Origin of the sequence: Aminobacter carboxidus, from assembly GCF_014863355.1 — a bacterium.
Taxonomy (GTDB): domain Bacteria; phylum Pseudomonadota; class Alphaproteobacteria; order Rhizobiales; family Rhizobiaceae; genus Aminobacter; species Aminobacter carboxidus.
In genome coordinates this window covers 12,988-26,595 of record NZ_JACZEP010000012.1, presented here as the reverse complement: position 1 = coordinate 26,595, position 13,608 = coordinate 12,988, and the positions used below count along the sequence as shown (strand labels likewise).

Below are 13,608 nucleotides of genomic sequence, written 5' to 3'. Positions count from 1 at the left end.
ACCAGGCACGGAACCGTTTCGCTCCCCACCGGTTGTTAAACCATCAACCGAGGAGGTTAGTGATATGACGTTCCGAAGCACACTTGCTGTAACCATCTTGCTCGCCGGCACCACATTCGCAGTTGCCCAGACTGTGGTCGTAACTCCCGAAGAACAAGTTGTCGTCCGGGAATATGTCAAGACCAATCCAGTGGTCGTTGAACGTCCATCCAACTTTGAATTGGTCCTTGGGGCTATCATTCCCGACATTCTGAAGCCAGGCGCACTTGCTGACAACAAGTATCAGTATGTCGTGATGGACGGCCGTACTGTCCTTATCGACCCGCAGACCCGCAAGGTCGTCTACATCATGGACTGACCTGATGGGGCTCTTTGCTCCCGCCTAAAAACGGAAGTTTCAGTGAGGTGTCGGCGTCAGGCGGCGACACCTCGAATTTCTTTCCAACGGGCGGGCCGAAACGTGCAAGTCGCAGCCCCGAGTGCTCAGCCCTCGACGGGTTTCGGAAACACCTTCCAGCGCTTCGGCCTGAACGCCACCCGGCTTTTCTGGGCGGCGGGGTGGCCGACGGGGAGCTCGATCTCGATCCGCTCGCGGCCACCGCCGATTTCCAGTTCGACCCGGCGGGTGCCAGCCACGCGCCGGCTTGCCGCCACCGTGCCGGCAATGCAGCCGTTGCACTCGTCGAGCAACTCGATGTCGTGCGGGCGGAAGTACAGCGTTGCCTCGCCATCGGGGAGTTCGGGCGCGGTAAGCCCAATCGGCCGGTCGGATATCCAGACCTGGCCGTCCTCGACCTTGACCGGTAGCGAGCTCGACTCGCCGATGAAACCATAGACGAAGGGCGAGTTGGGCGTGTCGTAGACCTCGTCGGCGGTGCCGATCTGCTCGATGCGGCCCTGGCTCATCACCACCACACGGTCCGCGAGCTCGAGCGCTTCTTCCTGGTCGTGGGTAACGAAGATCGTGGTGTGGCCCGTGGCGTCGTGGATCTCGCGCAGCCAGCGCCTGAGTTCGCGCCGCACCTGGGCGTCGAGCGCGCCGAACGGCTCGTCGAGCAGCAGCACCTTGGGTTCGATCGCCATGGCGCGCGCTAGCGCGACGCGTTGGCGCTGGCCGCCCGAAAGTTGGGCCGGATAGCGCTTTTCCAACCCGGAAAGCTGGACGAGGTCGAGCAGTTCGGAGGCGCGGCGGCGGATTTCGGCCTTGGTCGGCCGCTTGGCCGATGGCCGCACCTTGAGGCCGAAGCCGATATTGTCGGCGACAGTCATGTGGCGGAACAGAGCGTAATGCTGGAACACGAAGCCGACATTGCGTTCCTGGATCGTGCGGTTTGACGCATCCTCGTCGCCGAAGAAGATGGTGCCGCGGGTCGGCCGTTCGAGCCCGGCGATTAGCCGCAACAGCGTGGTCTTGCCCGAGCCCGAGGGGCCGAGCAGCGCGATCAGCTCGCCCGACCTGATGTCGAGCGAGACGTCGCGCAGCGCCGGAAACCGGTCGAATTCCTTGCGCACATTGGAAACGCGAACTTCCATCAGTCGACCTCTGTCAGTGTCCGCGCGTGGCGGCGATCTCGGCGCCATAGCGGAGCTCGAGAAGGGTTTTCAGCACAAGCGTCACCAGGGCTAAGCCGGCGAGCACGGACGCCACGGCAAAGGCGCCGACGGCATTGTATTCGTTGTAGAGAATCTCGACATGCAGCGGCATGGTGTTGGTCAGGCCCCTGATGTGGCCCGAGACCACCGACACCGCGCCGAACTCACCCATGGCGCGGGCGTTGCACAACAGCACGCCATAAAGCAGGCCCCATTTGATGTTGGGCAGCGTCACATGCCAGAAGGTCTGCCAGCCATTGGCGCCGAGCGACAACGCCGCTTCCTCATCGCCCGTGCCCTGTTCCTGCATCAGCGGGATCAGTTCGCGCGCGACGAAGGGGAAGGTGACGAAGACAGTCGCCAGCACGATGCCGGGCACCGCAAACAGGATGACGATGCCGTGCAGCTTGAGCCAGGGGCCGAGCAGGCTCGCAGTTCCAAACAGCAGCACATAGACCAGGCCCGATATGACAGGCGACACCGAAAACGGCAGGTCGATCAGCGTGATCAGGAAGGCCTTGCCCTTGAACTCGAACTTGGCGATGGCCCAGGCGGCGGCGACGCCGAACACCAGATTGAGCGGCACCGAGATGACCGCTACCAAAAGCGTCAGCCTGATCGCCGCCAGCGTGTCGTGTTCGTTGATGGCTTCGAAGAAGGCGCCGATGCCGCGCGAAAACGCCTGTTCGAACACCACCACCAGCGGCAGCAGCAGGAAGATGGCGAGGAAGCCAAAGGCGAGAGCCATCAGTGCGGCGCGCGCCAGCGGCCGCTCGGTCACCGCAAGCGAGGCGTGCTCGTGATGGATGTCGGCGGGGTAAAGCTCGGGATCAGCCATAACGTTTGCGGGTCCGCGACTGGATGAGGTTGATGACGAGCAGCATCAGGAACGACAGCGCCAGCATGATCGTGGCGATCGCGGTTGCCGCGGCGTAGTCGTATTCCTCGAGCCGGATGACGATCAAAAGCGGCGCGATTTCCGACACATAAGGTAGGTTGCCGGCAATGAAGATGACCGAGCCGTATTCGCCGACGCCGCGCGCGAAGGCGAGCGCGAAGCCTGTCACAACGGCCGGCGCCAGGCCCGGAAACAGCACGAGGAAGATGGTCTGGAAGCGGTTGGCACCAAGCGTGGCCGCGGCCTCTTCGACCTCCTTGTCGATCTCCTCGATGATCGGCTGCACCGTGCGCACGACGAAGGGCAGGCCGATGAAGACGAGCGCGATGACGATGCCGAGCGGGGTGTAGGCGACCTTGATGCCGAGCGGCGCCAAAAGCGCACCCATCCAGCCTTTCGGCGAATAGAGCGTGGTCAGCGCGATACCTGCCACTGCCGTTGGCAGCGCGAAAGGCAGGTCGACCATCGCGTCGATGACGCGGCGGCCGGGGAAGCGGTAGCGCACCAGAACCCAGGCAACGATGGTGCCGAACACGACGTTGATGGCGGCGGCGATAAAGGCCGTGCCGAAGCTGATTTCCAGCGCCTTGACCGTGCGGCGGTCGGTGGCGATGGCGAAGAAATCGCTCCATCCCAGCGACGCCGAACGCCAGACGAGCCCCGAAAGCGGGATGAGGATGATGAGCGTGAGGTAGGCAAGCGAGAAGCCGAGCGTCAATCCGAAACCCGGAATGACGCTCGGCTGTCTGAACCGCCACCCCGCCTTGGCGGGTGCTGTGGTCATATCGTCCTGGTCTTACCTTGGCTTACTGGGCCGGCTTGTAGATCTGGTCGAATATACCACCATCTCCGAAGTGATAGGGTTGTGCTTTCTTCCATCCGCCGAAAATCGGATCGTCGATAGAAACAAGTTTCAGTTCGCGCTGCTTCTGCAGGTCGGCGGCCGGAACCAGCTCGGGCTTGGAAGGACGGTAGTGGTGCTTGGCGGCGATGGTCTGGCCCTCCGCCGAATAGAGGTAGTTGAGATAGGCTTCGGCGACCTTGCGGGTGCCCTTGGCATCGACATTGGCGTCGACGACCGCGACCGGCGGCTCGGCCAGGATCGATTGCGGCGGGAAGACGATGTCGAACTTGTCGGCGCCGAACTCGTCGAGCGCGAGATAGGCCTCGTTTTCCCAGGCGAGCAGGACGTCGCCCTGTTCACGCTCGGCAAAAGTCACCGTCGAGCCGCGCGCGCCGGTGTCGAGGATCGGCACATGGGCGTAGAGGTTGCCGACGAATTCCTTGATCTTGGTCTCGTCGCGGCCGAACTGGCCGTTTGCCCAGGCCCAGGCGGCGAGGTAGTTCCAGCGCGCGCCGCCCGATGTCTTCGGGTTAGGCGTGATCACCTGGACGCCGTCCTTGATCAGGTCGCCCCAGTCATTGATGCCCTTGGGATTGCCCTTGCGCACCAAAAAGATGATCGTCGAGGTGTAGGGCGAGGCGTTGTTGGGCAGCTTCGAGCGCCAGTCGGGATTGATCTTCTGCGACTTCTCGACGATCGCGTTGATATCGCTTTCGAGCGCCAGTGTGACCACGTCGGCGTCGAGACCGTCGATCACTGCGCGGGCCTGCTTGCCGGATCCACCATGCGACTGCTGGATCGTCACCGTCTCGCCGCTCTCGGCCTGCCAGTGCTTGGCGAAGGCCTCGTTGTAGTCCTTGTAGAGCTCGCGCGTTGGGTCATAGGAGACGTTGAGGAGCGTGGTGTCGGCATGGGCGAAGCCCAGGCCACCGAGTTGAACCGCGCTGGCCAGCAGCGCCGAGAGCAGAATGGTTCTGCGTGAAGTGGTCATTTCCGCCTCCGTTCGAATATGGTTCTACTCTATCGAACTGGTAGAAATTAGATGCGCCGAATGTTCCGTATTTTGCCCCGCATGGGCAAATTTCGTGCGAAGTGCCAGGCCGCCGGAATTTTTTTTGCTCGCTCAAAAATACCTGCGTAGCCGGCGCGATTGAAACGTTCGCCGCGAACGATGACAGCTAGGGGAGATGCAGGGCGCGGCAAGGGGGCGGTTGCTCTGGCCTGCGGTGACTGGTACCGGCTTCCCTTGCAGAAGCGTGGTTTGTGCTCCGTGCCGCCCTTCGTTGATGTCACGGCATGGGTTCCCGACACTCTCCGCTCGTTTCACTCGCTCACGAGGTCGGGAATGACGAACGTCTTTGGTGTTCCCGCCAATCGCCGAAGTTGGAGATTTACGGAAGCGTTCCGTCCAATTCGTCGCCTCCACCAATCACCGAAGTTGGAGATTTGCGGAAGCGCTCTCCACAATTCGTCATTCCCGACCTCGTGAGCGAGTGAAACAAGCGGAGAGTGTCGGGAATCTATGCCGTTGCGCTGGCAAAGTCAGAACCGGTCCAGACTGAAGTGAAGGCAGATACCGGCGTCGGCCAGCATTGATGCGAGCAAACACAGCCGAAGACGCTTACTGCACAAGCATCCTGACATTCGCAGCGCGACCTGCTGTGTCAATCACGGTCAGCGTCGAGAAGCCGGTACTGTCGGGGCTGCCACGTCTTCTCGCGGGGACGCGACGGCGCAGAATTGCGGCGCCGCGCAATGCTCCAGCATCAAGCACGTTTGGTGATGAGCGCTGTCCGGCCGGCCCAGAAGTCCTCGACGCCTTGCCACCAGAGCAGGCTTTCCTGGCGCAGCCACGGGCGGAAAGCCGTGGGATTGGTGGACGCGTGCAGTTTCATGTCCTGCAGGTCCTCGAGCAGTCCGACTGTCGCCGCCTCGCGAACATAGTCGTCGCCTTCGACATGCCAACGCTCCACCACCTCGAAGACGGTGTCGAAACTGGCCGTGTTGCCCGCTGCCAGTTGCGCGATGAGGTGCCGGGCCAGTGCGTTCAGCGCCAGATAAAGCGGCGGTTCCAGCTGGTCGCGCCATTTGTCGGAGAACGCGCGCCAGGTGCCTTCAAAGGTTGGATCGGCTTCGAGGATCGGGGCAAACATATCCGCGTGGGTGATCATCCAGTGGCCTTGGTCGCTGCGCGATTCGTCATAAGGGCAGTGTCAGCAGGCTACAGCTCGTTGCAAGCTGGGAGACGGACAAGCTGGGAGACGGAAATGTCGGGTATCAAGGGACATGCGCCCGTGTGAAAGCGGGACTTCCTACTCCACGAACACCCTGACGCTCGCCGCGCGTCCCGCCGCGTCGATCACAGTCAGCGTCGAAAAGCCGGTGCCGTCGGGCTGCCAGGTCGCCTCCCGGCGGCGGGCGAGGGCGTTCAGTGGTTTGCCGTTGGCGAGCCAGCGGAACGGCGCGCGGCCGCCTTGCAGCTTGAGCACCAGCGGCGAGGCGGCGGCCGACGATGCGCCCAGTTCGACGCGGGCGCCGTCGGGCGGGAAGACGATCTGCGGCGCCGGTTCGGTGATGGCAGCCGCCACCGTCGGCAGTTCGCTTGCGGTCGAAAAGCGCTCCAGCGTCACCGGCAGGTCGGCACGGGCGGTGCGCAGCGATCCGGCGGGCGGGCGCGGCAGCGGCATCGACGGCAGTCCGGAGCGGGCAAAGGCCTCGAACAGGATGGGTGCTGCCGAGACATAACCCGACAGGCCGGGCACCGCGCCGGCATCCGGCCGCCCGGCCCAGACGCCGAGCACGTAGCGGCCATCATAGCCGATCGACCAGGCGTCGCGGTAGCCGTAGGAGGTGCCGGTCTTGTAGGCGATGGCGCGCTTGGCCGCGCCCTCGGGCGGCTTCACGCCCGACAGGATATCGGCGATCTGCCAGGTGGCCTGTTCCTCCAGGATCGTGCCATTGGCGAGCGGGGCAGGCGTGGCTGGCTCCGCTCCATCGCGGAGGGCCTTGGCGCGGCCGCCATTGGCAAGTCCGGTGTAGAGCTGGACGAGGTCGCGCAGGGTCACGCCGACGCCGCCCAGGCCGATGGCAAGGCCGGGCACTTCATTCGCAGGCAGTTGCGGGACAACGCCGCCCTGGCGGAAGCGCGCGGTAAGCCGCTGCGGCCCGACCGCGTCGAGCAGGCGGATTGCCGGCACGTTGAGCGACAGCTGCAGCGCCTGGCGCACCGACACGTCGCCCTGGTAGCTCATGTCGAAATTCTTGGGCCGGTAGCCGCCGAAATCGGCCGGGCGGTCCTCGATCATCGTTTCCTGCGCCACCAGCCCCTGCTCGAAGGCGAGGCCGTAGATGAACGGTTTCAAGGTCGAGCCGGGCGAGCGCACGGTTCTTGTCATGTCGATCCAGCCCGACCGGGACGCGTCGAGGTAACTGGCCGAGCCGACTTCGCCGAGGATTTCGCCCGTCATCGCATCGGCCAGAACCATGGCGACCGAAATCCTGGGGCCAAGCCGGGTGGCGGCTTCGCGCGCCACCGCTTCCAGCCCTTTCTGCACGCTCTTGCGCAAGGTCAGCTGGTGGCTGACGAGCCCGGGCTGGCTGCGCAGCGCGGTGTCGGAGGCATGCGGCGCAAGTGTTGGCAGCGCAAGGCGGATTGAGGCGACGTCGTCGAGTGCCGCCCGTGCGGCCTCTGTTTCGTTCAGCAGGCCCGCCGTCACCATGCGGCCAAGCACGCGATCGCGCGCGGCCTGCGCGTTGGCGGGATTGCGGTCGGGCCGGCGCCGCTCGGGCAGCTGCGGCAGCGCGACCAGAAGGGCCGCTTCCGAAACCGTCAGCCGCTTCGGCTCCTTGCCGAAATAGGCGAGCGAGGCGGCGCGCGCGCCTTCGAGGTTGCCGCCGTAAGGGGCAAGCGTCAAGTAGCGCTCGAGGATGTCTTGCTTTGACAGCCGCCGCTCGATCTGGACGGCGCGGGCCAGTTGCCGAAGCTTGGACGTGAAGCTGCGCTCGGTGCGCGGTTCGATCAGGCGCGCCAGCTGCATCGACAGCGTCGAGCCGCCCGAGACGATCCGGCCGTTGGTGACGAATTGCTGGGCGGCACGCCCCAGCGCCAGCATATCGACGCCGTCATGGTCCCAGAAGCGCTTGTCTTCATAAGCGACCAGCATCTTCACCAACTGCGGGTCGACCTGGTCGAGCCCGACGCTGAGCCGCCAATGGCCCGAAGGTGTCGCATAGGCGCGCAGCAGCTGCCCGTCGCGGTCGAGCACCTCGGTGGAGACGGTCAGTTTTTCAGGCAGTGGAGGCGGAAAGGCGCGGTCGAGCGCGAACATGCCACCGACGGCGAGGGCGGTCAGGCTGGCAGCGCCTGTTGCCCAGAGGATGATCCTGCGCGTGGTTTTTGCCGAGAGCATTGCTCTGCCCCTCACCCTTACCCTCTCCCCGTAAAGGGGGCGAGGGGGGCGTCAGCGTTGCCGCTTGTTCCTTCTCCCCGTTCACGGGGAGAAGGTGCCGGCAGGCGGATGAGGGGCAGCGCGAACCGTACCGCCGAAGTCGATGCTGGACTGAAAGCAGACATCTTATTCCGCCTTCACCTCCATCATACCGGTCGCCGTGCGGGCAGAATATTGCGGACGGTACATGTCCTCGACGTTTGCCGCCGGATGCGCGTAGGTGCCGGGCGTCACTGCGCGCACGACATAGGCGAGCGTGAATTCCTGGTCGGCACCTTCGCCGCTGTTCATGGCGGCGATGAAGCGGTCGTTGCGAAACTCGAGATGGGCGGCTTCCGTCTGTTCCAGCCAGGAGAAGTTCGACAGATTGGCGCTGTTGACCAACCCCGGATTGTCGATCTCGAAGCCGGCCGGCAGCATGTCGGCCACCACCACGCGCGAAGGCCAGTCGTTGAGCTCGCTGATCTTGAGCACGACGACGAAGCGTTCATTCTGCTTGACCTCGGTGACGTTGGCCTCGCTGCCGTCGAGCCGGTAGTAGGTGCGCTCGATGGTGAAGCCGTCGCCGCCGGCGGGCAGCGGCTGCACCGGGGCGGCTACCGTCGTCACCACAGCCTGCAGGTCGTCCTTGCCGGTGTTGGCGATGACGATCGGGTTGGTCAAAAGTTCAGCCCCGTCGACGCGTTCGGAAAAAGCGCCGGTGTGAGCCGTGCCGTTGACGTCGAGGGCGATCGCTTCGTTGCCGGCTTTCAGCGCGCGCGCCGCAAGCAGCATCCAGGCGTCGTCCTGGGTGCTGGTCCAGCGTGCCTTGGCGCGATCCGCCGCCACCATCTTGACCAGTTCCGGCACCACCGAAGGCAATGGCTTGCTTTCGGCGGCAAGCGCCAGCATGGCAGCGCCGTCGCGCAGGCGCGAGCCGTAGTCCGAGCGATACCAGTCGTGTTCGGTCGTCGTCCTGGCGATCTGCAGGGCAGCACCAAACAGGTTTTCCGAGCGCTGGGCGTCGCCGTAAAGCGCCAGGCTCGCGCCGAGCTGGGCCACGGCCATGGCGCTGGAGAAGGCTTCCAGCTTGGTGTCGGCGAAGTAGCGCAGGTCGCCGACCGAGGCCTTCTTGTTGCGCGCCAGCACGTAGAGCGCATAGGCGATCTCCGAGCCGCGATCCTCGACATCGACGTCGTAGCCGATGGCGTTCTGCAAGTTGTTGAGCGCCTGCATCATCGCCTGCTGCGGCACGTCGAAGCTCTTTTCGCGCGCCCTGGTCAGGAAGTCGGTGACATAGGCGTCGAGCCACAGGTCGCCCGAACCCGGACCCCACAGGCCGAAGCTGCCCGAGGAGGCCTGGTAGTTGAGCACGCGGTAGATCGCGCCCTGGATGCGCTCGCGCAACGCAGGATCTTCGGCCATGCCGTTCTCGGCGCTGAGCTCGCTGACGTAGAGCAAGGGCAGCGCCCGGCTTGTCGTCTGCTCGGCGCAGCCATAGGGGTAGCGGTCGAGCGTCATCAAAAGCGATGGCACGTCGAAGGCGGACGCCAGCGACACGCCGACGCTGACATGGGCGTCGTCGAGCAGGCTTGCGGCCAGCAGTTCCTTGTCGATGCGCAGCGAGGCATTCGGCTTGAGGTCAACCACCATGCGCGTGGTGACAGGCAGCTGCCCAGGCCGAACCGGCATCGACAGTTCCTGCTCGACTTCGAGGCCGTCGGCATTGGCGAGCTTGATGGTGAGCCCGGCGGTGCCTGCAGTGAGAGGCATCAGCGGGATCCTGATCGTCTGCCGCTTGCCCGGTTCCAGCGTCAGCTCCTGTGGCAGAGCGGCGTCGCCGGTGGACAGGTCGCCGGTCGTTGCCACGGCAAAGCTGTAGTCACCGGCCGGGGCGTCGGTGTTGGTGATGTCGAGCGTCATCTCGGCGAAGTCACCCGGCGCCATGAAGCGCGGCATGCCTGCCGTCAGCACGATCGGATCGCGCACGATCACGTCGCCGGTGGCGTGGCCGACAGCATTTTTGGTCCAGGCGACGCTCATCACCCGCACCGTGCCATTGAACTGCGGGATGTCGAAATCGACAGTCGTCTCGCCGTCGGCGTCGAGCTCGACGATGCCGGAGAAGAAGGCGACCAACTTTTCCTTGGGCGGGCTGCCCTGCGAGGTCAGTGCCGCGCCATCGCCGCCGGTGCGCAGCCTGCCCATTGCACCCAGCGAGCCGTCGATCAGGCGGCCATAGAGGTCGCGCAGTTCAAGCCCAAGCATGCGCTGGCCGAAATACCAGCCCTCGGGATCCGGCACCTTGTAGTTGGTCAGGTTGAGGATGCCGACGTCGACGGCGGCGACAGTGACATAGGCCTTGTCGCCTGCCGCAGCCCCGGTCACCGAAACCGGGACCGACAGGGCCTTGCGCGGCTCGGTCTTCTCGGGCAGCGCCAGTGCTACGGTGAGTTTCCTGTCGGCCGGATCGACCGAAAGCCATTTCAGGCCGATGGCACGGGCCGGCATGCGCGATTCCTGCGCTTCGCCGGGGCGATAGAGCGTCGCAGTCACATAGGCGCCAGCACCCCAGTCGTCGCCGACCGGGATGTCGACGGTGGCACCGCCCTCGGGGATGCTCGCCGTAATGGTCTTGAGCAGCTTTTCAGCGCCGACGGTGACCAGAAGCTCACCGGCGAAACGCGGCGAAACCTGGAGTTTGGCCACTTCGCCTGATTTGTAGGTTTCCTTGTCGAGCGCGACTTCGAGGCCGTCGGGCGTCTCGGTCGAGGTTGCCGAGACATACCAGCCGGCGTCGAATTCGTAGCTGGTTGCCGGTCCGGCCGGATCTGCTGTCTCGACTTCGAGGCGGTAACGACCCCAGTCGACGGGCAGCGATACTGTGGCTTCGCTGTCTGCTGCGAGGTCGACCTGGCCCGTGGCGACCAACTTGGTGAAGGTCACCGGCTCGTAGTTCCACGAATTGCCGGAGCGGTACCACTGGTAGTTCCGCTCGACCTTGACCAGCGACCACTGCAAGCCCTTGAGATCTGTGCGCTTGCCGCCGGGTTCGGCGGCGATCAGGCTGAACTTGGCGGTGCCGCCCTGCGGCACTTCCTCGCCTGAGAAGTCGGGACGGATGCCGATCATCGTCGCCTGCGGGCGAATGCCGATGTCGAGCTTTTCCTCGACGGCGCGGCCACCGGTTTCGCGCATGCGCACCGTCAGCGCGGCGTTGACCAGCCTCGTCGTCGACGGCAACTGGTCGACCGACACGGGGAAGGTTGCCTTGCCGTCATCTCCGACGACGGGCATGTCGGTCAGCGGAATGCGGGTGGCTTCGCCTTCCTGTTCGTCGGCGAGGCCGAAATAATAGCCCTTGAAGCTGTCCCACTGGCGCTTGGTCGACAACGTCAGCTCGCCTTCGAGCGCCAGGCCCGCGGCCGGTGCGCCGTAGAGGAAGCGGCCGTCTACCGTGGCTTCCACTGTCTCGCCCGCCGCGATCTCGTTGCGGTCGGAGGTCAACGTGAACTCGATGCGGTCAGGCACGAAATCCTCGACCAGAAACATCTGGCTCGACACCGCCGGCTGCTTGGGATCGGTGTGGATAGCAAGCGTCCAGGTGCCACGCATCGCAGCGTTGGACAGCGGCAGGTCGACGCTATGGCCGCCTGCATTGCCGCCCTGGCTGACGACGCGCCGGTCCTCGACGCCGTCGGGACGGGTGAAGATGAAGGTCAGCGGCAGGTTGTCGACCCCCTTGGCGGTGTCGTCGCGTGCAAGCGCTGCCGCATGCACGGTTTCGCCGACACGGTAGATGCCGCGCTCGGTCCAGGCATAGACGTCCAGTGCACCGGGAGCAGCGCGGCCGGTGACGCCACGGTCGGACAGGTCAAAGCCGGCGCGGGTCATGTCGAGGAAGACGAAGTCGGCGTCGCCCTGCCTGGCCATCAGCACTGCCGGCGCCAGGCCGCCATTGCCGCGGGTCAGGCCCGGATTGAAGGTGGCGCGACCCTCGGCGTCGGTCTTGCCGGTACCAAGGATCTCGTTGTTGCGGGCAAGCAGCGTCAGCTCCGCGTCGGCGATCGGCCTGGCCGAGGCGAGCGAACGTGCGAACACATTGAGTCCGTCCTGGCCGGTGTAGGTCGACAGGCCGATGTCGGAGACGACGAACCATTGCGTCGCCTTGGTCGTCCAGGTGTCGCTCTTGTCGTCGACCGGCTGGGCGGTCAGCACATAGACGCCTGGCTTGCGGTTGGGCAGCGCCTCGTCGACCGGGAAGGAGGTCGTTACTTCCTTGTTGAGTTCGTTGGTGATCGCCAACTGGCCTTCCCAGACCGGCTCGCCCATCTGGTCGGCAATGCTGGACAGGTCATAGCCATCGAGCTGGCGCAGGAACTGATAGCCGGACAGAAGTTGCGCCAGCGAGCGGTCGCCGATGCGGTAGAGCTTCATGTCGGCGGCTTCCATGTTGACGGTGACAACAGGGATGCCGCGGCGGGCGGTCGAGGGCAAAACGAAGCTGTCGCCGGTGAAGCGGGCCGACTGACCGCGATCCTGGACATAGACCGAGAGAACGACGGGCGCCTCCAGCACCTCGCCGAGCGCTGCCGGCAGGCCGGAACGGAAGGTCACGCGGTAATGCTGGCCATGCTGCAGGCCTTCGACGCAGATCTGCTGGTCCTTGGCCTCCACGCTCTTGGGGGCGGCGTCGTCGACGGTAACGAATGGCGCATAGTCGACACCTGATTTGACCAGCGCTTCGGAGAACTGTGCGCAGACGCGTGGCGAGGTGGTGTCGGCGTCGATGGTGTGCTCGACGACGCGGAAGCCTTTCCGCGCCTTCAGGTCTTCGTATTCGGCGCGGACTGCGGCTGAATTGTCGAGCGCCAAGCTCGCCTCATAGGCCTGCAGCGAGGCGCGGAACATGTCGCGCTTGTCTAGACCGCGCGCCAAAAGCGAAAGCGTCTCGGCGCGGCCGCTGGCCGAGCGCGACAGCAAATAGGCGTTGTAGGCGGTGGACGTCGTGTCGCGCTGCAAGGAGGCGGTTTCTTCACCGTTGATCGGCGGCACGGTCGCCGTGGCGCTGGCGAGGCGCGTCCAGATCGCAGCGTCGTCGGGCAGGATGATCGTTGCGGCGCGGAATTTCTGCATCGCTGTGCGCCCGTCGCCGGCCAAGAGCGCCTGCTCGCCTGCGTCGATCAGCGCGGCGAGACCAAATGCCGGGTCGACCACGGTGTTGGTGGTCAAACCGCTGCGGAACTGGCGAGCTTCGTCGACCATCGAGGCCGGGAAGAACGTGAGTTCCGCCGGCGCGCCGATGTCTGTTTCACCGCTGACCGGCACGACCTTGCCGGCAATAGCACCGGTGAACGGCTTCATCAGAGCGAAATCGGATTTGAGGAAGCACCATTTCGCCTTGGTGTTGTAGGTGAAGGCGCGGCAGGACTGGTCGCCCATACACGACGTCTGGCACTGGTCGAGGCTGACATTCTGCTCCGAACGCAGGTCGAAACCGAAATAATCCGAGTTTTCGGTGGTCACGACGCGCCGGGCTTCGACCGCCGCCGCCCCGAATGTGTTGGCCAGCCCCAATGCCGTGGCCAGAACGAGAAGAACGAATACCGGAAAAGCCCGCACCGCACGCATCGTCAAATCCCTCCACCACCCTGATCGTCGCTCAAGACGACATGTTAAGCTTGCCACAGTCCAGTCAATACTGCAGCCGCCCAGGCCCCGCCCGGCACGTTAATACTTGTCTTGGACGCTGTGCGTGATATTGCCCGACCATGCGGATCGCTCCGATGACAACACCCGAATCCCTGGCCCGGCTGTCGCTCATTTGCCCAATGAATTCTGACATA

General features: G+C 64.6%; 8 protein-coding genes. 1 reads left to right on the top strand and 7 read right to left on the bottom strand.

Translation table 11 applies throughout. The annotated features are described in order from the left end of the window. Nucleotides 1-64: 64 nt before the first annotated feature. A complete protein-coding gene (locus tag IHE39_RS25255) occupies nucleotides 65-358 on the top strand; it encodes a DUF1236 domain-containing protein (RefSeq protein WP_184767066.1) in 294 nt (97 codons plus the stop codon). 125 nt (nucleotides 359-483) lie between these two features. On the opposite strand, the gene IHE39_RS25250 is transcribed toward IHE39_RS25255, so the two are convergent. The 7 genes from IHE39_RS25250 to IHE39_RS25220 all read right to left on the bottom strand — a co-directional run bounded on the left by IHE39_RS25250 (nucleotide 484) and on the right by IHE39_RS25220 (nucleotide 13,393). Further along, nucleotides 484-1,533: a sulfate/molybdate ABC transporter ATP-binding protein gene (locus IHE39_RS25250; protein WP_184767067.1), complete on the bottom strand. Its 1,050-nt coding sequence runs from the start codon at nucleotides 1,531-1,533 to the stop codon at nucleotides 484-486. A gap of 13 nt (nucleotides 1,534-1,546) precedes the next feature. Beyond that, nucleotides 1,547-2,431 (bottom strand): sulfate ABC transporter permease subunit CysW, encoded by an 885-nt coding sequence (gene cysW, locus IHE39_RS25245; RefSeq protein ID WP_184767068.1) that lies wholly within the window; start codon nucleotides 2,429-2,431, stop codon nucleotides 1,547-1,549. Continuing rightward, nucleotides 2,424-3,275 carry a sulfate ABC transporter permease subunit CysT gene (cysT, locus tag IHE39_RS25240; RefSeq protein WP_192568424.1) on the bottom strand — a complete coding sequence of 284 codons (852 nt, stop codon included), beginning with the start codon at nucleotides 3,273-3,275 and terminating at the stop codon, nucleotides 2,424-2,426. The genes cysW and cysT overlap by 8 nt, the downstream gene beginning before the upstream one ends. 22 nt (nucleotides 3,276-3,297) lie before the next feature. After that, on the bottom strand, nucleotides 3,298-4,326 hold the full coding sequence (locus IHE39_RS25235) for a sulfate ABC transporter substrate-binding protein (protein ID WP_192568423.1): 1,029 nt from the start codon (nucleotides 4,324-4,326) through the stop codon (nucleotides 3,298-3,300). Between the two features lie 775 nt (nucleotides 4,327-5,101). Continuing rightward, entirely contained in the window at nucleotides 5,102-5,506 is a 405-nt protein-coding gene (locus IHE39_RS25230) for a DUF7674 family protein (protein ID WP_192568422.1), read from the bottom strand. 141 nt (nucleotides 5,507-5,647) lie between these two features. After that, nucleotides 5,648-7,744 carry a penicillin-binding protein 1C gene (gene pbpC / locus IHE39_RS25225; RefSeq protein ID WP_192568421.1) on the bottom strand — a complete coding sequence of 699 codons (2,097 nt, stop codon included), beginning with the start codon at nucleotides 7,742-7,744 and terminating at the stop codon, nucleotides 5,648-5,650. 165 nt (nucleotides 7,745-7,909) lie between these two features. Further along, nucleotides 7,910-13,393, bottom strand: a complete 5,484-nt coding sequence (locus tag IHE39_RS25220) for an alpha-2-macroglobulin family protein (RefSeq protein WP_434781340.1) — start codon at nucleotides 13,391-13,393, stop codon at nucleotides 7,910-7,912. Nucleotides 13,394-13,608: the final 215 nt, after the last annotated feature.

What these genes read in the sequence shown, in the direction of transcription:
- IHE39_RS25255 (WP_184767066.1), top strand. Translation starts at nt 65, where the DNA reads ATGACGTTCCGAAGCACACTTGCTGTAACCATCTTGCTCGCCGGCACC.
- IHE39_RS25250 (WP_184767067.1), bottom strand. Translation starts at nt 1,533, where the DNA reads ATGGAAGTTCGCGTTTCCAATGTGCGCAAGGAATTCGACCGGTTTCCG.
- cysW (WP_184767068.1), bottom strand. Translation starts at nt 2,431, where the DNA reads ATGGCTGATCCCGAGCTTTACCCCGCCGACATCCATCACGAGCACGCC.
- cysT (WP_192568424.1), bottom strand. Translation starts at nt 3,275, where the DNA reads ATGACCACAGCACCCGCCAAGGCGGGGTGGCGGTTCAGACAGCCGAGC.
- IHE39_RS25235 (WP_192568423.1), bottom strand. Translation starts at nt 4,326, where the DNA reads ATGACCACTTCACGCAGAACCATTCTGCTCTCGGCGCTGCTGGCCAGC.
- IHE39_RS25230 (WP_192568422.1), bottom strand. Translation starts at nt 5,506, where the DNA reads ATGATCACCCACGCGGATATGTTTGCCCCGATCCTCGAAGCCGATCCA.
- pbpC (WP_192568421.1), bottom strand. Translation starts at nt 7,744, where the DNA reads ATGCTCTCGGCAAAAACCACGCGCAGGATCATCCTCTGGGCAACAGGC.
- IHE39_RS25220 (WP_434781340.1), bottom strand. Translation starts at nt 13,393, where the DNA reads ATGCGTGCGGTGCGGGCTTTTCCGGTATTCGTTCTTCTCGTTCTGGCC.